22 protein-coding genes and 1 other RNA gene are annotated in these 18,265 nt (G+C 63.3%); 12 read left to right on the top strand and 11 right to left on the bottom strand.

Annotation, left to right across the window (positions count from 1 at the left end):
* Positions 1 to 131: 131 nt before the first annotated feature.
* Positions 132 to 1,550, bottom strand: coding sequence for an aminotransferase (locus FZF13_RS12240; RefSeq protein WP_024922866.1), 1,419 nt, complete (start codon positions 1,548 to 1,550; stop codon positions 132 to 134).
* A 325-nt stretch (positions 1,551 to 1,875) separates the two neighbouring features.
* Here FZF13_RS12240 and FZF13_RS12235 point away from each other — a divergent pair, with 325 nt between their 5' ends.
* The 3 genes from FZF13_RS12235 to FZF13_RS12225 are packed head-to-tail and all read left to right on the top strand — an operon-like array spanning position 1,876 to position 4,731.
* A complete protein-coding gene (locus FZF13_RS12235) occupies positions 1,876 to 2,793 on the top strand; it encodes an ABC transporter permease (protein ID WP_024922867.1) in 918 nt (305 codons plus the stop codon).
* Positions 2,790 to 3,620: an ABC transporter permease gene (locus FZF13_RS12230; protein WP_024922868.1), complete on the top strand. Its 831-nt coding sequence runs from the start codon at positions 2,790 to 2,792 to the stop codon at positions 3,618 to 3,620. Before FZF13_RS12235 ends, FZF13_RS12230 begins: the two co-directional genes overlap by 4 nt.
* 37 nt (positions 3,621 to 3,657) lie before the next feature.
* Complete coding sequence (locus tag FZF13_RS12225) at positions 3,658 to 4,731, top strand: ABC transporter ATP-binding protein (protein ID WP_024922869.1); 1,074 nt, start codon at positions 3,658 to 3,660, stop codon at positions 4,729 to 4,731.
* 10 nt (positions 4,732 to 4,741) lie between these two features.
* Here FZF13_RS12225 and FZF13_RS12220 read toward each other — a convergent pair whose 3' ends face one another.
* Positions 4,742 to 5,548 carry an AraC family transcriptional regulator gene (locus FZF13_RS12220; RefSeq protein ID WP_024922870.1) on the bottom strand — a complete coding sequence of 269 codons (807 nt, stop codon included), beginning with the start codon at positions 5,546 to 5,548 and terminating at the stop codon, positions 4,742 to 4,744.
* 74 nt (positions 5,549 to 5,622) lie between these two features.
* Between FZF13_RS12220 and FZF13_RS12215 the strand changes: the two genes are divergently transcribed.
* Positions 5,623 to 6,024 (top strand): cupin domain-containing protein, encoded by a 402-nt coding sequence (locus FZF13_RS12215; protein WP_024922871.1) that lies wholly within the window; start codon positions 5,623 to 5,625, stop codon positions 6,022 to 6,024.
* Positions 6,025 to 6,087: 63 nt separating this feature from the next.
* Here the strand turns inward: FZF13_RS12215 and FZF13_RS12210 are convergent, their stop codons facing one another.
* Positions 6,088 to 6,408 (bottom strand): ArsR/SmtB family transcription factor, encoded by a 321-nt coding sequence (locus FZF13_RS12210; RefSeq protein WP_024922872.1) that lies wholly within the window; start codon positions 6,406 to 6,408, stop codon positions 6,088 to 6,090.
* Positions 6,409 to 6,459: 51 nt separating this feature from the next.
* On the opposite strand from FZF13_RS12210, the gene FZF13_RS12205 reads away from it, so the two are divergent.
* From FZF13_RS12205 to FZF13_RS12195, 3 genes are read left to right on the top strand one after another with little or no spacing between them, the layout of a single operon-like run.
* Entirely contained in the window at positions 6,460 to 6,942 is a 483-nt protein-coding gene (locus FZF13_RS12205; RefSeq protein ID WP_024922873.1) for an SRPBCC domain-containing protein, read from the top strand.
* A gap of 21 nt (positions 6,943 to 6,963) precedes the next feature.
* Positions 6,964 to 7,326, top strand: a complete 363-nt coding sequence (locus tag FZF13_RS12200; protein WP_024922874.1) for a glyoxalase/bleomycin resistance/dioxygenase family protein — start codon at positions 6,964 to 6,966, stop codon at positions 7,324 to 7,326.
* Positions 7,327 to 7,372: 46 nt separating this feature from the next.
* Positions 7,373 to 7,843, top strand: a complete 471-nt coding sequence (locus FZF13_RS12195) for an SRPBCC family protein (RefSeq protein ID WP_024922875.1) — start codon at positions 7,373 to 7,375, stop codon at positions 7,841 to 7,843.
* Positions 7,844 to 7,890: 47 nt separating this feature from the next.
* On the opposite strand, the gene FZF13_RS12190 is transcribed toward FZF13_RS12195, so the two are convergent.
* Positions 7,891 to 8,649: a TerC family protein gene (locus tag FZF13_RS12190; RefSeq protein ID WP_024922876.1), complete on the bottom strand. Its 759-nt coding sequence runs from the start codon at positions 8,647 to 8,649 to the stop codon at positions 7,891 to 7,893.
* An 83-nt stretch (positions 8,650 to 8,732) separates the two neighbouring features.
* Positions 8,733 to 9,557, bottom strand: a complete 825-nt coding sequence (locus tag FZF13_RS12185) for a TIGR00282 family metallophosphoesterase (RefSeq protein WP_024922877.1) — start codon at positions 9,555 to 9,557, stop codon at positions 8,733 to 8,735.
* 139 nt (positions 9,558 to 9,696) lie between these two features.
* Between FZF13_RS12185 and FZF13_RS12180 the strand changes: the two genes are divergently transcribed.
* A complete protein-coding gene (locus tag FZF13_RS12180) occupies positions 9,697 to 10,080 on the top strand; it encodes a hypothetical protein (protein ID WP_024922878.1) in 384 nt (127 codons plus the stop codon).
* An 11-nt stretch (positions 10,081 to 10,091) separates the two neighbouring features.
* On the opposite strand, the gene FZF13_RS12175 is transcribed toward FZF13_RS12180, so the two are convergent.
* Positions 10,092 to 10,676, bottom strand: a complete 585-nt coding sequence (locus FZF13_RS12175; protein WP_024922879.1) for a 5-formyltetrahydrofolate cyclo-ligase — start codon at positions 10,674 to 10,676, stop codon at positions 10,092 to 10,094.
* A 50-nt stretch (positions 10,677 to 10,726) separates the two neighbouring features.
* Here FZF13_RS12175 and FZF13_RS12170 point away from each other — a divergent pair, with 50 nt between their 5' ends.
* On the top strand, positions 10,727 to 11,218 hold the full coding sequence (locus FZF13_RS12170; RefSeq protein WP_036254063.1) for a GNAT family N-acetyltransferase: 492 nt from the start codon (positions 10,727 to 10,729) through the stop codon (positions 11,216 to 11,218).
* Here the strand turns inward: FZF13_RS12170 and ssrS are convergent.
* Positions 11,216 to 11,372, bottom strand: a non-coding RNA gene (ssrS, locus tag FZF13_RS12165) — 6S RNA. The two genes, FZF13_RS12170 and ssrS, sit on opposite strands and share 3 nt — an antisense overlap.
* A 144-nt stretch (positions 11,373 to 11,516) precedes the next feature.
* Between ssrS and FZF13_RS12160 the strand changes: the two genes are divergently transcribed.
* Positions 11,517 to 12,356 (top strand): AAA family ATPase, encoded by an 840-nt coding sequence (locus FZF13_RS12160; RefSeq protein WP_024922881.1) that lies wholly within the window; start codon positions 11,517 to 11,519, stop codon positions 12,354 to 12,356.
* Positions 12,357 to 12,994: 638 nt separating this feature from the next.
* Entirely contained in the window at positions 12,995 to 13,441 is a 447-nt protein-coding gene (locus FZF13_RS12155) for a GNAT family N-acetyltransferase (protein ID WP_024922882.1), read from the top strand.
* A 101-nt stretch (positions 13,442 to 13,542) separates the two neighbouring features.
* Here the strand turns inward: FZF13_RS12155 and FZF13_RS12150 are convergent, their stop codons facing one another.
* Positions 13,543 to 14,604 (bottom strand): glycoside hydrolase family 25 protein, encoded by a 1,062-nt coding sequence (locus tag FZF13_RS12150; protein WP_024922883.1) that lies wholly within the window; start codon positions 14,602 to 14,604, stop codon positions 13,543 to 13,545.
* Between the two features lie 395 nt (positions 14,605 to 14,999).
* On the opposite strand from FZF13_RS12150, the gene FZF13_RS12145 reads away from it, so the two are divergent.
* On the top strand, positions 15,000 to 16,190 hold the full coding sequence (locus FZF13_RS12145) for a vWA domain-containing protein (RefSeq protein ID WP_024922884.1): 1,191 nt from the start codon (positions 15,000 to 15,002) through the stop codon (positions 16,188 to 16,190).
* Positions 16,191 to 16,439: 249 nt separating this feature from the next.
* Here the strand turns inward: FZF13_RS12145 and FZF13_RS12140 are convergent, their stop codons facing one another.
* The 3 genes from FZF13_RS12140 to FZF13_RS12130 all read right to left on the bottom strand — a co-directional run bounded on the left by FZF13_RS12140 (position 16,440) and on the right by FZF13_RS12130 (position 18,263).
* Positions 16,440 to 17,024 (bottom strand): CarD family transcriptional regulator, encoded by a 585-nt coding sequence (locus FZF13_RS12140; RefSeq protein WP_024922885.1) that lies wholly within the window; start codon positions 17,022 to 17,024, stop codon positions 16,440 to 16,442.
* Between the two features lie 363 nt (positions 17,025 to 17,387).
* On the bottom strand, positions 17,388 to 17,726 hold the full coding sequence (gene fdxA / locus FZF13_RS12135) for a ferredoxin FdxA (RefSeq protein ID WP_024922886.1): 339 nt from the start codon (positions 17,724 to 17,726) through the stop codon (positions 17,388 to 17,390).
* Positions 17,727 to 17,876: 150 nt separating this feature from the next.
* Positions 17,877 to 18,263 (bottom strand): RNA-binding S4 domain-containing protein, encoded by a 387-nt coding sequence (locus FZF13_RS12130; RefSeq protein ID WP_024922887.1) that lies wholly within the window; start codon positions 18,261 to 18,263, stop codon positions 17,877 to 17,879.
* Between the last annotated feature and the right edge of the window lie 2 nt (positions 18,264 to 18,265).

Genomic DNA, 18,265 nt, shown 5'->3' with positions numbered 1-18,265 from the left:
GGTTTCCGCGGCGACGAAACGGGCCGCCTTGTCGGCGGCGCCGTGATCGCGCGGACGCCCGATCAGGCATAGTCGGATGCCGAAACCGGAGCCAGCATTTTTATCCGCCAGGATGATCGCAACAGCTCCCGTCAGCCTTGCCACAGCCCTTCCCGGCGCAGATCCTCCATCGTCCGCGAAATGCCCTCGCGCAGAATCGCCACCATGTCGTCGATCTGCTCGCGGCTGATGGTGAGCGGCGGCGACATCACGCACATATTGATCAGCGGCCGCACCAGAAGGCCGAGCTCATGGCAATGCGCGTCGATGCGCACACCGACCGCCCGGTCGAGCTGCAGCGGGTTTTTGCTTTCGCGGTCGGCCACGCATTCCACGCAGGCCATCAGCCCTAAGCCGCGCACTTCGCCCACCAGCGGCAGTTCCTCCAGCGTCTTCAGGCGCGCCTGGAAATAAGGCGCGACCGCACGCGCATGCGCCAGCACCTCGTCTTCCAATATGTCGAGGTTTTTGAGCGCCACCGCGCAGCCGACCGGGTGACTGGTATAGGTCAGCCCATGCGCGAACATCGCGTCGGGATGGTTGGAGCGGCGCAATTCCTCCAGCAAACGCTCCGAGATGACGACGCCGCCCAGCGGGAAATAACCCGAGGTGACGCCCTTGGCGAAGGTGATCATGTCGGGGTCGATGCCGAACACCTCACCCGAGGCAAAGACATGGCCGAGCCGGCCAAAGGCGGTCACCACCTCGTCGGAAATGAAGAGAATGTCGTTGTCGCGGCAGATGGCGCGGATGCGTTTCAGGTAGCCGTCCGGCGGCAGGATGACGCCGCCCGAGGCCTGCACCGGCTCGCCGACAAAGGCGCCGATCCTTTCGGCGCCGATCTCCGCGATCCTGTCGCGGAATTCCGCGACCAGCATGTCGGCGAAGGCCGCGACATCCATGCCCTTCGGCCGGCGGAACGGATCGGGCGACGACAGCTTCACCACCAGATCGTCGGCGCCGTCCATCCAGTCGCGGTCGCGCGGCCGGCCGTTGAGCGAGGCCGCCAGGTAGGTCGACCCGTGATAGGCGCCGCCGCGCGACAGGATGAGCTTCTTCTCCGGCCGGCCGCGCACATTGTTGTAGAACTGCATGAAGCGCAGCGCCGTCTCCACCGCCGAGGAGCCGCCGGTGGTGTAGAAGACGTGGCTGAGATCGCCCGGCGCATGGTCCGCGATACGCCGCGCGAGTTCGGCCGAAGGCGCGTTCATCGTGTACCAGGGCGTGTTGTAGGAGAGCTGCATCGCCTGGTCGTACATCACCTTGGCCAGTTCCTCGCGGCGATGGCCGACATTGATGCACCACATGCCGGCCGGCCCGTCGATCAGCCGCTTGCCGTTGCCGTCGGTGATGTAGATGCCGTCGCCTTCGCCGATCAGCGCCCGCGCCTCGGCGCCGACCGAACCCGCCATCGGCCACGGCTGCACGAGATGGCGCCGCGCCGTCTCCACCGCATCCTGCCCGGCCTCGGCATCCCCTCCGCCCGTTCTTGCTTGCCGCACCGCAGCCATCTTCGCCTCGCTTTCGATCCTCAAAGTGACGTTCGCCTCAACAAGACACTCAAACCATTGGAAAATCCGGATTTCTTCACATGATTTTGAATGGTCGTTCAATCAATATCGCAGAAATACCGCTTGATTTCAATCGGTGGATGCGCTCATGATGAAGGAAGCCGGCAAGACGAGAGCCGCTCGCTCCTGTGCGTGAAAACGCAGGCACGGAGCGGCTCGAAACAGAAGATTGGGAACAAGCCGGCGCTTGATGGGAAGGCAGCATGGCGGGACAATCCAGGCCAGCGACCGCATATGCGCTTGGAGCGCTGCCCGGAGCGCCGCAATGACGGCAGCCGCGGAAGGGTCGCCGCCGCTGGTCGCGGGCGGCATCAGACGAAAGACGCTTCTGCAATCCGAATCCGCCCAGGGCCTTGCCCTGATCAGCCCGACTTTTCTTTACGCCCTCATCCTTCTGGTTGTGCCGATCCTGGTGGTGTTCGCCCATTCCTTCTGGACGCAGCACTACCTCACCATCGACCACACCTTCACGCTCGAGAATTACCGCATCGCGCTGACCGAGCCGATCTATCTCGACCTGTTGTGGCGCTCGCTCTACGTCTCATTGATGGTGTCGCTGTTCACCGTCGTGCTCGCCTATCCGATCGCCTATTTCATTTCCTTCCACGGCGGCCGCCACAAGGGCCTATGGCTGTTCCTCATCACCATCCCGTTCTGGACCAGCTACCTGCTGCGGGTGATGTCGTGGAAGGTCATCCTCGGCTACAACGGCGTCCTCAATTCCGGCCTGATGGGGCTCGGCCTGATCAGCGAGCCATCCACCGCCCTGCTCTACAACACCAGCGCCGTCGTCATCACGCTGACCCACGCCTGGGCGGCCTTCGCCATCCTGCCCATCTTCGTGTCGCTCGAAAAAGTCGACCGCACGCTGATCGAGGCGGCCAAGGATCTCGGCGACGGGCCGCTGCGCTCCTTCCTGCGCGTGACGCTGCCGCTGTCGGCGCCCGGTGTCATCTCGGCGCTGCTCATCGTCATGATCCCGACGGTTGGCGACTACGTCACTCCGAAGCTGGTCGGCGGCAAGGACGGCGTCATGATCGCCAACGCCATCCAGGCGCAGTTCGGCAAAGCGGCGAACTGGCCGCTGGGCGCCGCGCTTTCCGTCACCACCATGGTCGTGGTCAGCCTGATGGCGGGCGCTGCCGTCTTCCTGATCCGCACCGCCGCGAGGTTGGCGCGATGAGTACCCTCAAGCGCTTCCTGCCCAGCGGCAGCTCCTGGCTTACGGCCTATGCCGTGCTCTATGTCGGCTTCCTGTACCTGCCGGTGCTGTTCCTGCCGATCTTCTCGATCAACATCTCGGCCTCGCCCAAATTCCCGCTCTCCGGCTATACGCTGCAATGGTATCGCGATCTGCCGAAGACGCCGGCCCTCATCGATGCGGCCTGGAACAGCCTGATCGTCGGTGTCTCGGCCGCGGTGCTGTCCACCGTTCTCGGCATCCTCGCCGCGCGCGCCATCACCCGCTATCGTTTCCCCGCCCGCCGGCCCATCCATGGCCTGATCATGGCGCCGCTGGTGCTGCCCGAAGTGATCGTCGCCATCTCCATGCTTTTGGTGATGCTGCAGCTCGGCCTCAGCCTGTCGCTGTTCACCGTCGTGCTCGGCCACGTGCTGGTCTGCATCCCCTATTCGATGACCGTGCTGACATCCGGCTTCGAAGGCTTCGACCGCAGCCTGGAGGAAGCCTCGGCCGATCTCGGCGAGAGCGCCTTCGGCACCTTCCGGCGCGTGACCTTGCCGATGGTGACGCCGGCCATCATCTCCAGCCTGCTGGTTTCCTTCACCATTTCGCTCGACGAGTTCATCATCGCCTTCTTCCTCACCGGAACCGACGCGACGCTGCCGATCTACATCTGGGGCCAGTTGCGCTTCGCCGCCAAGCTGCCCGGCGTGCTGGCGCTCGGCACGCTGCTTCTGGTCGGTTCCTTCGTGCTTCTTTCCATCGCCGAAATCCTGCGCCGCCGCGCCGCCCGGCGCACCCAGTCCGAGGGTCTCCTGCATGCTTGACCGGCCGCAATCCGAACGCAGCGCCTCCGAGCGGCCGATGATCGAGATCAGGGGCGTCACCCGCAACTACGGGGCCTTCAAGGCTCTGGACGACGCCACCGTGACCATTCGCGAGGGCGAGTTCTTTTCCCTGCTCGGGCCTTCCGGCTGCGGCAAGACCACCCTGCTCAGAATGATCGCCGGTTTCGACAACCCGACCTCAGGCACCATCGTCGTCGATGGCCAGGAGATGGTCGGCGTGCCGGCCAACCGGCGCCCCACCAACATGGTGTTCCAGAGCTACGCCATCTTCCCGCATCTCAATGTCGAGCAGAATGTCGGCTACGGGCTGAAGCGGCTGAAGCTCGACCAGGGCGAGGAGAAGCGGCGGGTCGACGAAGCACTGGCCATGGTCTCGCTGACTGGCCTCGGCAAACGCGGCGCGCATGAATTGTCCGGTGGCCAGCGCCAGCGCGTGGCGCTCGCCCGCGCCCTGGTGATGCGGCCCAAGGTTCTCTTGCTCGACGAGCCGCTGTCGGCGCTCGACAAGAAGCTGCGCGAACAGATGCAGGTGGAACTGCGCCGGCTGCAGCAGGCAGTCGGCATCACCTTCATCCTGGTCACCCACGACCAGTACGAGGCGCTCGCCATGTCGGACCGCATTGCCGTCATGTTCGGCGGCCGCATCGCCCAGGTCGCCTCGCCGAAGGAAATCTACCAGCGGCCGGTGAACCGCCAGGTCGCCGACTTCCTTGGCGGCATGAATTTCGTCAAGGCCGAGATCGTCGAGGAAAACGGCTCTTCCATCACCGTCGACACGCTGGGCTTCGGCCGCGTCACCACCGAAAAGCCGAAGGCTTTCGTGCGCAACGGCGCCGCCGCCACGCTCGGCATCCGGCCGGAACGGCTGCGCGTTCTGTGGGACCAGGCAACCGCCAAATACGAAGTGTCGGGCAGCGTGGTGGAGCGGCACTATTTCGGCGAGATCACCCACCTGATCGTCGACATCCCCGGACTGGAAAAGCCGCTGTCGGTGACCGAGACCAATGATTTCGGCGCCGACGACATTCCGGTCGGCGCCACCATCCGCCTCGGCTACGACCGCGACGCGCTGGTGGCGATGGCGGATTAGTTTCGAGGGATCAACCGTCCCGCAAACGCCGGGCTTGCCCGGGTGTCATTCCGAAAAATTGCCGGAACGCCAATCCGAAGGCCGGAACGCTATCGAAGCCGGCGATGGCGGCGGCCCTGGTCGGTTGCATGCCCATCGTCAGGGCACTCAGCGCCTCGGTCAGACGCGTCTGCTGCCGCCATTGACGAAAACTGAGGCCGGTTTCCACGCGGAACAACCTGGCCAGGGTGCGGCTGGATGCATTCGCCACCTCGCCCCATTGTTCCAGGTTCCTTTTGTCGTCCGGACGATCGCGAAGGCCCGAGACCACGCGAAGAAGACGGGCATCGCGCGGCAGCGGCAACCGCATCGGCAACGGCGTCGATCTGGCTATTTCGTCGAGGATCAGTTCCGCCAGATGATAACCCCTGCCCTGTGTTTCCCATTCGATCGGCTCGGCGCAGACAGCGATGACAATCTCACGCAGCAGGCCCGATACGGTTATGACCTTCGGCTGGTCTCCCACCCGCCTTGCCGCGTCTTCCCTGAGGAAAAGCTCGCGCATGGCGACGGGGCCGTCCATGCTGACGGCGTGCGGTACATCTGTCGGCAGGAACAATGCCGTGGTCGGCGGAACGAGATAACTCGAACCCCGCGTTTCGACGCGCATCAGGCCCGACACCGCATGCAGCAACTGGGCGCGCGGATGGCTGTGGAACCCTGTCGAGAGCCCCGACGGATAGTCGCGGGCATATCCCACGACCGATCGCGGCGCCGTCTCGAAAGGCAGGATTTCGGCCTGTCTTGTTGGCGACAGAAAATGGCCGGTTGTCTCCATTCGACAAGCGTAGCCTGCTGGTCGCGCTTTTCAAGACAGGCGCGAGATCGCGAACCTTTCATGGAGACACGGCAATGAGCGACGGCCTTTTTCAAAAGATTGGATACGTAAAGTCGGACCAGCTGGTCGATGGTCCCATCACGCCGGGCCAGAACCGGCGAAAGGCGTTGGAAGCCGGCGACCTTTGGGTCGGCCAGTGCCACGTGACCGCGCTCGCCGAACCAAGCCAGTGGCATCACCATCAGGAGTTCGACAGCGTGATGTTCATGCTGTCCGGTCGTATTCGCGTGGATTACGGCGAAAACGGCGCTGAATCATTCGAGATCGGCAAGGGCGATTACGCGTATTTTCCACGCCGCGCGATCCATCGCTGCCAGATTGTCGAGGGCGGCGACGATGTTCACTACGTTTTCGTCCGCGTCGGGCGTGGCGAAACGGTCGTCAATGTCGACGGCCCGGACGTCGTCGCCCCGTAGGCCTGATTTTCACGCGTCGTTTGCGCGAACCGGTTCCCGACGTTTCCCGATGTCGAGCCGATCTCAAACGAGATCGGCCTTCAGCCGGTCGAGGATCGAAACCGCATGCGTGGCGTATTCGCTGATCCAGCGGTCGTGGATGCGCTTGATCGGCAGCGCGTCGAGATGGTTCCAGCGTTCGCGCCCTTCGCGGCGCGCCACCACCAGGCCGGCGTCTTCCAGCACCTTCAGGTGCATCATCACCGTGCAGCGGTCCATGTCGGCGTGAATTTCGCACAAGGTGCCGGTCGTTTTCGGCCCGTCCTTCAGTTCGTCCAGGATCATGCGGCGGCGCGGATGCGCCAAGGCCTTGAAAACATGGTCGTCTTTGACTTCACTTGACATGTTATGTTTTTATAACACAATGGGCGAAATTTCAAGCAGGAGCCTGTGGACATGTCCATCGCATTCAGGATTTCGGGCCGCATCGGCAGGCCCGTGGCCGAAGTGTTCGACGCCGTCGTCAATCCAACCAAGCTAAGCGGCTATTTCACCACTGTCCGCGGCGCCTCGGCGCCGCTGGTCGCCGGCACCACCGTCACCTGGTGGGGGGAAATCCCGGTCGAGGTCGACGAAGTGGTGCCCGAGCGCCGGATCGTTTTGCGTTGGGACGGCAGCGGGCCGGACGAGAAGCCGGCTTACAAGACCCGTATCGAGATGAACTTCGAACCCCTGGACGACGGCGGCACCTTCGTCACCATCGCCGAGGAGGGCTGGCGCGAGACCGAGACCGGGCGCAAGCGCTCCTACATCAACTGCGAAGGCTGGTCGCAGATGCTCGCCTGCATGAAGGCCTATGTCGAACACGGCATCAATCTGCGCGACGGCTACTACCGCTCCGAGATGAGGGGCGAGCCGGCCAATCCCGACAACATCTGAACCACATCGAACGGAGACCCCATGACCGTAAAACTCGAAGGCGGCATCAACATCGCCATGAAGGTGCCGAGCCACCAGTATGAAACGACCATCGCCTTCTACCGCGACACCGTCGGCCTTGAGCCGATCACAGAGAAAGCGCCGGCGGTCGGCTTCAAGCTCGGCCCCAACCAACTCTGGATCGACGAGGGCGCGACGATGAGCCAGGCCGAGGTCTGGCTGGAGCTGTTCACGCCCGATTCCACCGGCGCGCTGCGCCAATTGGCCGATGCCGGCGTGGTGCGCTGCGATCCGATCGAACCGCTCGGCGATGGCTTTCGCGGCGGCTGGGTCATGAACCCCGCCAACATCGTCCATATGGTGCGCGAACCGGACGCGTGGTGACGCCACGTGAACCCCAACCGAAATGCTGGCCTGAAGGAGCAGCGAGATGGAATTGCATGAAGCCCCCGTCGCCTCGGTCGGAATGCTGATCCGCAAACCCGTCGCGACCGTCTACGAAGCCTTCGTCGATCCGGCGGTCACGTCGAAATTCTGGTTCACCCATGGCAGCGCCCGGCTCGATGCCGGCCGTCCCGTCGAATGGGAATGGCGCATGTACGCCTTCAAGTCGCCGGTCGAGGTCAGGGAACTGGTGAAGGACAAGAAGATCGTCGTCGGCTGGGGCGATCCCGCCACTACGGTGGAATGGACCTTCACCCCGATGCTGGACGGCGCCGCCACCTTCGTCGCCATCCGCAATTCGGGCTTCCAGGGCAGCCTCGACGCACAGGTCAAAAGCGCGCTGGATTCCACCGACGGCTTCGCACTGGTTCTCGCCGGCGCCAAGGCATGGCTGGAGCAAGGCATCGCCATCGGCCTAATCGTCGACCGGCATCCGCAAGGCGTGCCTGGAGCATAAGACCAGGCGCCTCACCTTCTCCCACAAGGGGAGAAGGAAGCGCCCTTTTACTTCCCCCCGCTCTTCTTCTTGCGCCGGGCCAGCATGTTCAAACCCTCGACCAGCGCCGAGAAGCCCATGGCGGCATAGATGTAGCCCTTGGGCACATGGTAGCCCATGCCGTCGGCGATCAGCGTCATGCCGATCATCAACAGGAAGCCCAGCGCCAGCATGACGATGGTCGGGTTCTTGGCGATGAAATTGGCCAGCGGTGTCGCCGCCACCAGCATCACGCCGACAGTGACGATCACCGCGATATACATGATGGCGATCTCGTCGGTCATGCCGACGGCGGTGATGATGGAATCGATCGAGAACACCAGGTCGAGCAGCAGGATCTGGAAGATCGCTGCGCCCAGGCTCATCTGCAGCGTGCCGCCGATCATCGTGTCCTGATGGTCCTCGGGATCGACGGTGTGGTGGATTTCCTTGGTCGCCTTCCACACCAGGAACAGGCCGCCGGCGATCAGGATGAGGTCGCGCCATGAGAAGCCCTGACCAAAGACGGTGAAGACCGGCGTCGTCAGCTGCACGATGATCGAGATCGTCGCCAGCAGCAAAAGCCGCATGATCAGCGCCGCGCCGATGCCCAGCCGGCGCGCCTGCGCGCGCTGCGCTTCCGGCAGCTTGTTGGTCAGGATCGAGATGAAGATCAGATTGTCGATGCCGAGCACGATCTCGAGCACGACCAGCGTGATCAGCGCCGCCCAGGCGGTCGGGTCATTGACGAAGGCGAAATGCGGCGCAAGAAACTCTATGAGCTGCATGGAGGTCGTTCTCCCCTCAAACGATCTGAAGCAGGCGTGTCATGTCCGGCGGCAGTTAGGTATGGCTGCCGCCGTCTTCAATGTCATGACCAGAAGGACGGCGCGGTTTCTTCCAGTCTCGGTCCGCGGCGAAACGGCGCAATGCGCTCGGCAAGGCCGGTGCGGTCCGAAATATCGACACCGACGCCGCACAGCGTTGCCGGTCCGTTGGCCGCCTCGAAGCGGCCCTTCGGCACTTTGGAGAGGAACCGGTTGAGCGGCTCCTCCTTGTCCATGCCAAGCGAGGAATCGTAGTCGCCGCACATGCCGGCGTCGGTCATGTAGGCGGTGCCGCCATTGAGGATCTGATGGTCGCCCGTTGGCTGGTGCGTGTGCGTGCCCACCACCAGCGAGGCGCGGCCGTCGACGAAATGCGCGAAGCACATCTTTTCGCTCGTCGCCTCGGCGTGGAAATCGATCACCACCGCGTCGGCCTGTTCGCCGAGCGGACAGGCGGCCAGCTCGCGCTCGCCCGCCTGGAACGGATCGTCGAGCTCGGGATGCATGAACACCCGGCCCATGATGTTGGAGACCAGCACGCGCGCGCCGTTCTTGGCGATATAGACGCCGGAGCCGCGCCCTGGCGTGCCCTTTGGAAAATTCGCGGGCCTGAGAAACCGCTGCTCGCGCGGCGCGAAGGCAAGCGCCTCGCGCTGGTCCCAGACATGATTGCCGGTGGTCACCACGTCGGCGCCTGCGGCGATCGTCTCGCGGAAAATCTCTTCGGTGATGCCGAAGCCGCCGGCGGCGTTCTCGCCATTGACGATGACGAAATCCAGCCGGAAATCGGAGATCAGCCCGGGCAGCTGCTCCCACACCGCCGTACGGCCCGTCTTGCCCACCATGTCGCCGAGGAAAAGAAGTCTCATGAGACGCTTCTACAGGGCTGTAGCGAAATCATGCAAGTGGAGGCGCGGCACACCAGGCTCAATCCCACAGCAACCCGTGCTTGCTCGACTGTGGAACTGCGATAGACTTGCGACACGCGCACACTGAGAGGTGTCAGTGATGACAAGGAAGGCAATTCTGCTTGCCTATTTCGAGCCAATTTCGCTCGGGCTTCTGTTTGCGCTCGGCGCGTATCTCAACGGCGATCCCGCCAAGACCGTATTTCTGAAGTCGCTGATTGGGCCGATGTACATTCTGGCCAGCCTTGGACTGAGACAGCATTTCACCCGAGACAACGACGCCACACGCAGCACGACCACATGGGTGGAGTTCCTGCTGCTGGACTCCGCTCTCCTCTCGGCTGCCCTGATCCTGATTTTGCCCGACAAGACGGAAAGCGCCGTCCATTTGATCGGCGTGTTCGCGATCATGACCCTTGCCATGACCGCTTTGAGAATGCTCATTCGTTGGCTCTGGCCAGCACGCGGCGGGATCCAACCCTAGCGTTGTTCAGCCTACGGCGCTTCGAACCGCCGCAACCCGCTTTCGGTCAAAATTTCCGGGACGATCACGTCGTGCGCTTCGTCCGGCACCTTTGCGACCTCCTGGCAATTGAAGGCGATGCCGATCAGCCGGGGTTCCTTGCCGGCGTCCTGCAGCCTGGCGATCGCCCGGTCGTAATAGCCGGCGCCATAGCCGATGCGGTGGCCGCGCGCGTCGAAGGCGGCAAGCGGGATGAGCATGATCGCCGGGTCGAGAACCTCGGCCTCTTCGTGCGGGCCGACCGTGCCGAACCCCATGTCAACCATCGGCGCCCCGCGCACCAGTTCGCGAAAGACGATGGTGGTCTTGTCGAGGATCGCCGGCAGGCACAGCCTTGCCCCGTGCTCGCGCAGTGCGAACATCATCGGCCGCACGTCGACCTCCGAGCGCATCGGCCAGAAGCCGGAGACGATCGCGCCTGGTTCGAAGGCAATCCGATCCCGCGCGGTCTCGGCCATTTCCAGCGAGGCCTCGATGCGCCAGAACGGGTCGAGCGCGTCGCGGCGGGCCAGCGCCTCCTTGCGCAGTTCTTTCTTCAGGGTTCTGGATTGCGTCATCATGCGATCTTTATAGAAGGGTCGCGCGACCAAACGCCAGAGCCGCCATCATGCCAGATCGTTCGCAATCGTTGCCAATCGTCATCAGGCAGGCCGGCATCGCCGAACGCTTGTTGCTGGAAGACCTGCAGCGCCGGGCTTCCCTGGCCTCGCCAAGCGATCAGGCACAGTTGCTTGCCCATCCCGATGCAATCGAGCTGCCGGCCGAACAGATCGCGGCCGGACTGGTCTATGTCGCGGAGCGGCAGGGGCGGATAGTGGGATTTGGCGTGATGCTGCCGCAATCGGAAGACGAAGCCGAACTCGACGGCCTCTTCGTCGAGCCGGACAACTGGAAGCAGGGAATCGGCAGGCTGCTCGTGGCGCATCTGGAACGGGTCGCGATCGACGCTGGCGCGACATGGCTGCGCGTTCTCGCCAATCCCGATGCGCTCAGCTTCTACGAAGCCTGCGGCTTCACCCGCATCGGCGAACAGCAGATGCGTTTCGGCGCCGCCATCGTCATGCGCAAGCTTTTGCCTGCCGGTCGGGGAGGTGAGTGACGATCCACGCGACCGGTGGAGAAGTTGATCCCGGGAACCTACAAAGTAGGTGGGCGCCATATGTCCGAACCCACGGGTCCGGTCAGGGACAGCTCCCTTCGAGATCAATAAGGCCCCGGGGAAATGTCTCTCCTGCCGCGAGGCGCAGACCGTCACCGGCAAATATAGAGCGATGCCGACCGCCTTGCCAGAGGCGATCGAACATTAGCCGCTCCCCTTGTGGAGAAGCGACGAAACCGGACGCTTGCCCCTGCCGCAACCCGCCTCTAGGCTCGTCGCGACGGAACTGGAGTTTTTGATGCGTTTTGAAGGAACCTCGGCCTATGTCGCCGACAAGGACCTGATGGTGGCGGTCAACGCGGCGATCGCGCTCGAGCGGCCGCTGTTGGTCAAGGGCGAGCCAGGCACCGGCAAGACCGAGCTTGCCCGCCAGGTGGCGGCGGGCCTCGACCTCGAGCTGATCGAATGGAACGTGAAGTCCACCACCAAGGCGCAGCAGGGCCTCTACGAATACGATGCCGTCTCGCGCCTGCGCGACAGCCAGCTGGGCGATGCCCGCTTCAACGACATCGCCAACTACATCAAGCGCGGCAAGCTGTGGGATGCCTTCGCCGCCGGCAAGAAGATCGTGCTTCTGATCGACGAGATCGACAAGGCCGACATCGAGTTCCCCAACGACCTGTTGCAGGAACTCGACCGCATGGAGTTCTTTGTCTACGAGACCGGCGAGACGATCCGCGCCGCGGTGCGCCCCATCGTCATCATCACCTCCAACAACGAGAAGGAATTGCCCGACGCCTTCCTGCGCCGCTGCTTCTTCCACTACATCCGCTTCCCCGACGTCGACACGCTGCATCGCATCGTCGACGTGCATTATCCCGGCATCAAGCAGAGCCTGGTGCGTGCAGCACTCACCCAGTTCTACGAGATCCGCGAAGTGCCGGGCCTGAAGAAAAAACCCTCGACCTCGGAGGCGCTCGACTGGATTCGCCTTCTGGTCGCCGACGACGTCTCGCCGGAAGACCTGCGCGCCGACCCCAAGAACGCGCTACCCAAGCTGCACGGCGCGCTCTTGAAGAACGAACAGGATGTTCACCTTTTCGAGCGGCTGGCGTTCATGGCCAGACGGCAGGGGTGAGAAGCGGTCCGCGATAGCGATCCCAGGCACGGTGCCGCTGGCCGGCGCTCCTTGCAATTTTTGCGGTGTCGCCAAATACGCCGCCGTCATTCCGGCCGAGCGCAGCGAGAGCCGGAACCCATTGGCCGCCCTATCGTCGAGCCCGGCCCGATCCTCGTCTTCAACCGTTCATGCGGCTGAACCGGTGCTGTGCGCTTCATTCCCGTCAACGCGAACCCAGGTCCCGGCCGTGCTGCTCAATGGGTTCCGGGTCTGCGCTCGCCTTGCTCGCTTGCCCGGAATGACGAACGCGGCGCCACGATGCCGTTTGCCGGCACGATCTGCGATTTTTGCGATGTCGCCAGCATACGCCGCCGTCATTCCGGCCGAGCGGAGCGAGAGCCGGAACCCATTGGCCGCAACATCGTCGAGCCCGGCCCGGTCCTCGCCCTGCACCGTTCGAGTCACTAACGTTTGCGCGAACCCAGGTCCCGGCCGTACCGCTTTATGGGTCCAGATCTACCCTCGCCTTGCTCGCTTGCCCGGAATGACGAACACGGCGCAAACGCGCCTCTAACAACAAAAACCCCGCGCCTGTGCCATCGCGCCGACGGCGCGTGCCGGGCTAGAACATCGGCGTAATTCAGGGGAACCGCACCATGTCCGACATCGTCATCCGCCCTCTCGAACAGTCCGACCATGCCGAATGGCGCCGGTTGTGGGTCGCCTATCTCAAATTCTACAACACCATTTTGCCGGCGGAGACCTTTGAGCTCACCTGGAAGCGGCTGTTCACGCCGGGCGAATACGAGCCGCGCGGCTTCATCGCGCTTCTCGATAGCAAGCCCGTCGGCCTGACCCATTACATGTATCATCGCTCCTGCTGGGCGGAGGCCAACAATTGCTATCTGCAGGACTTGTTCGCCGACCCGGACATCCGCGGCAAGGGCGTGGGTTCGGCGCTGATCGACGCGGTCAAGCAAGAGGCGAAGGCGGCCGGCGTCACCAATGTCTACTGGATGACGCATGAGACCAACGCCACCGCGCGCAAGCTCTACGACCGTGTCGCGCGGCGCACCGGCTTCATCGAATACGATCTGCTGTAATCAGGCCTTCCGGTGGTACCTGCCCGGGGCCGCCGGGATATTAGGGCGCCGCGCGTCCATTCGGACGCGCAAAGGTCGTTCCAACACTTTGAATTTGCGCATCAGCTCGACTTGTCGGCCACCCAGTCGTGCCAGTCTTCTTCCGAGCCGTGGAAGGCGTTGAGGTCGATGCGGCCGGCGACGCCGTGCGACAGGCCGGAACCGGAGTACTGCCAGAACACCCATTTGCGGCCGGGATAGACCTTGCCCGGATGCTGTGCCACCGCGCGCAGCCAGAACGAATAGTCCAGGAATTCGCCCTTGAGGTTGTCGCGGTAGAAGTCCGGCGCCGTATAGATGACCGGACGCTGGCCGTAGTGGCGCTCCAGCTTGTCCATGAACACCTTCATCTTCTCCAGCACCTTTTCGCGCGACGGGCGGCGCGTGCAGCTGGACTCGCCATTATATTCGACATCGATGACCGGCGGCAGCGCGCCGGCCACCTTCGGCACGTTGCGGATGAACCAGTCGGCCTGTTCGCCGGCAGTGCGGCACCAGTAGAAGAAGTGATAGGCGCCGCGCCTGAGGCCGGCCTCGTTTGCCTCGCGCCAGTTCTTCTTGAACATCGGGTCGAGGTGGTCGCCGCCGTCGGTGGCCTTGATATAGGCGAAGTTGGCGCCCTGCGAGCGCAGCTTGTCCCAGTCGATGTCGCCTTGCCAGCGCGAGACATCGACGCCGTGCACGGCGAGCTGCTTGGGCGAAGTGGCGCGGCCGAAATTGATCGGCTTGGCGTCGCGGAAGCGCCGGGCGAAAACCTCGCCGCGCACGATCGCCGCCTTGCGGATCACCGGCTTTTCCGCCGGCGTCATGATCGCGGGCTTCGCCGTGGGCATCGCGGCAGGCATCGGCATGACCGGCATGCTGGGCTGCGGACCGGCAAAGGATTCCGTCTCGGGGAATGACGGCTCCTGCATGGGCGCCGCCATCGCCATTTGCGGCGCCGGCGCCGCGCGCAGTTCGGACTTGATATCGGCGGTCGGCACCGGGCTGTTCGGCCGGGCGATCGAGCTGGTCGTCTCCGACGACGGCCCCGGCGCCAGGATCTCGTCCATGCCCGAACGGGAAGCGCAGCTGGCAAGCGCCGCGCAGGCAAGCAGGATAGCCGACACCGTGGTGAAACGCATGAGAACCCGTACGCAAAACAAGAACCGGAGACGGAAGCCGATACCGCGGCCCCATCAGTTCCAATTGCTAACGGGAAATTACCAAAAAAGGCTGAATCTTATTTTTACCAAGAGTGTGGCGTTCCTACCCTCTTCCCTTCTCCCCTTGCGGGAGAAGGTGGCCGAGCCCCGGCGGCATAGCCGCCGTAGGCGAGGTCGGATGAGGGGTGTTGGCCAGAGCGCGACCTTTCCGAACTTGGAATGATCACAAGATAGCGCCAATTCCTTGATCGTCTCGTTTCTTCCAACACCCCTCATCCGTCTCGGCGCTGCGCGCCGAGCCACCTTCTCCCGCAAGGGGAGAAGGTCGAGTTCCCGCCCTTGCCTCCCCGCCACCGCCGAAGCAAAATGGCGGCATGTTCATCCCCTTCTTCCTCGAACTGAAGGCCGCCAAGGTTCCCGTCTCGCTGCGGGAATACCTCACTCTGCTGGAAAGCCTGGAAGCCGATCTCGTCAGCTACGATGTCGAGGGCTTCTATTATCTCGCCCGCGCCACACTGGTGAAGGACGAGCGCCACATCGACCGCTTCGACCAGGTGTTTTCGCATTATTTCAAGGGCGTCGAGGCGATCTCGGGCGAAGGCGGCATCGACGTCGCCGCCCTCCCCGAAGACTGGCTGCGCCGGCTGGCCGAAAAGACGCTGACCGAGGAGGAGAAGAAGCTGGTCGAAGCGCTCGGCGGCTTTGAGAAGCTGATGGAGACGCTGAAGCAGCGGCTGGAGGAACAGAAGGGCCGCCACCAGGGCGGCTCGAAATGGATCGGCACCGCCGGCACCTCACCCTTCGGCGCCTATGGCTACAATCCCGAGGGCGTGCGCATCGGCCAGGACGAAAGCCGCCACCGCCGCGCGGTGAAGGTCTGGGACAAGCGCGAGTTCAGGAACTTCGACGACAGCGTCGAGCTCGGCACCCGCAACATCAAAGTCGCGCTGAAACGCCTGCGCCGCTGGGTGCGCGAAGGCGCCGAGGAGGAACTGGACCTGCCGGGCACCATCCATGCCACCGCCGAGCATGGCTATCTCGACGTCCAGACCCGTCCCGAGCGGCGCAATGCGGTCAAGCTCCTGATGTTCTTCGATGTCGGCGGCTCGATGGACGACCACATCAAGGTTGTCGAGGAGCTGTTTTCGGCAGCCAAAACCGAGTTCCGGCAGCTCGAATATTTCTACTTCCACAACTGCCTTTACGAGGACGTCTGGAAGGACAACCGCCGCCGCTACACCGAGAAGATCCCGACCTTCGACGTGCTGCACAAATATGGCCACGACTATAAGGTGATCTTCGTCGGCGACGCCGCGATGAGCCCTTATGAGATCGTCTCACCCGGCGGCGCGGTCGAGCACTGGAACAAGGAAGCCGGCACGATTTGGCTGCAGCGCGTGCTCCACCAATGGCCGAACGCGGTCTGGCTCAACCCGACGCGCGAGCAGCACTGGGGCTACACGCATTCCATCAGCATGATCCACGACATCTTCGGCGGCCGCATGTACCCGCTGACGCTGGCCGGCCTCGAAACCGCAACCCGGCAATTGTCGCGCAAGCATTGAACGGCGCATCGCTCCCCTTCTCCTTTTGGGGGAGAAGGTGCCTGAGCAGGCGGCGAAGCCGCCGTAAGCGAGGGCGGATGAGGGGTGCTGGACGGAGCGCGACCGCTCAAACTCCGTCCAGCACCCCTGATCGCTTTCGCTTCAGCGGCCACGCCGCCGAGCCCCACAAGGGAAGGTCGAGATTGCCTCCAAAACAAAAAACCCGGCCATTTCGGCCGGGTTTTCGTGAACTCAATCGGAAGGAGCTATTCAGGCAGCTTCTTCCTGCTCGGTCTCTTCATTGTCGGCCTTGGTGCCGCGCTTGGGGCCCTTGTTGAGGTTGACCTCGATCAGGCGCACGGCTTCGGTTTCCGACATGCGGTTGACGGCGGCGATCTCGCGGGCCATGCGGTCGAGCGCGGCTTCATAAAGCTGGCGCTCGGAATAGGACTGCTCCGGCTGGTTTTCGGCGCGGTAGAGATCGCGCACCACTTCCGAGATCGAGATCAGGTCGCCGGAATTGATCTTCGCATCATATTCCTGGGCGCGGCGCGACCACATGGTGCGCTTCACGCGGGCACGACCCTGCACCACCTTCAGCGCGCGGTCGACATAGTCGGTTTCGGAAAGCTTGCGCATGCCGATCGAGGTCGCCTTGGCGACCGGCACCTTCAGGCGCATCTTGTCCTTCTGGAAATCAATGACGAACAGCTCCAGCTTGTGGCCCGCCACTTCCTGCTCGTCGATCGAGACGATCTGGCCGACGCCGTGCGCCGGATAGACGATGAACTCGCCGGTCTTGAAACCGTGACGTGCTGCGGATACGGACTTCTTCTGCGGGGTTGTCGTTGCCATTACGCCCTGAACTCCTTGTTGTGGTGCCGGCAGGTCTCTGCCGGCAGAACTGGGGCCGCCGGATCAGATCCGGCCCGGAATGCCACACAACAAGCGAAACCCACCGGAAAAGTCCTGCGCCGGCCGGCCGCAAGACTGCGTCCGCCTGACCCAGAGTGCTCTGGTCCGGATATGGAATTCACCTTTCGATGATTAGGGGCGTCTGCGCCATAAATCGACGTTGTGTCATCGGCATGTTTTTTCCGTGTAACACAAAAAGCCGCAAGAATCAAGATTTTGCTGCACGCGCGAAGGATACACGCAACCACCTATGTCAAGGTGGTTAGCACAATCCTGTTGTCGCAGCCCCGCGCCTGGAAGGCGTCAATCGCCGCCGCCCGGCTCCGCTGAAAAGTACTTTTCGAACTTCTCGGTCTCGCCGTCGAACTGCTTGGCGTCGGCCGGCGCGTCCTTCTTGGTGGTGATGTTAGGCCACTTCTCGGCGTATTCGGTGTTGATCTGCAGCCACTTGTCGAGCCCCGGCTCGGTGTCCGGCTTGATCGCGTCGGCAGGGCACTCCGGCTCGCACACGCCGCAGTCGATGCACTCATCCGGGTGGATGACGAGCATGTTCTCGCCTTCGTAGAAACAGTCGACCGGACACACCTCGACGCAATCCATGTACTTGCATTTGATGCAATTATCGGTGACGAGGTAGGTCATCAGGCGGCTCCGGGAAGGTCCCGTTCTCTTTTCTATTGTTGCCGGTCAGGTAACGTCTTTGCCGCGCGCTTGCAAGGCCGGCGCATGCCAAGGAATTGGCCCAGGTCGGAATAGCTTTCCACGGCACGATGCGCGACGGCACGCGCGTCCTCAGTTTTCGTCCCTGAGACGATCGGTTTGCCGCCGTTCCCGCTTGGTCGGCCGGCCGCTGCCCGCATCGCGCAGCGGCGCGATCGCGTCGGGCACAGTCTCGGCCTTCGGCGTTGGCGCCGGCGACATGTCCTCGTAAAGCGTGCGCGCCTCCTCCGCCGGGCCACGGCGGATGCCGGGTGCCAACACCTTCCACACCAGGATGCGGCCGTCGAGCGTGATGGTCAGCACGTCGCCGATCTTGACCAGATCGGACGCCTGCGTTGCTTTGTCGCGGTTGATGCGAACGCGGCCCGCCACCGCCAGTTTCGCAGCCAGCGAGCGCGATTTCACCGCGCGGGCGAAGAACAGCCACTTGTCGATGCGCTGGCGACCCTCGGCGGCCATCG

This window comes from Mesorhizobium terrae, assembly GCF_008727715.1.
GTDB classification, from domain to species: Bacteria; Pseudomonadota; Alphaproteobacteria; order Rhizobiales; family Rhizobiaceae; genus Mesorhizobium; species Mesorhizobium terrae.
Note: the sequence above shows the minus strand (reverse complement) of the source record. Positions and strands in the feature narration are given on the sequence as shown.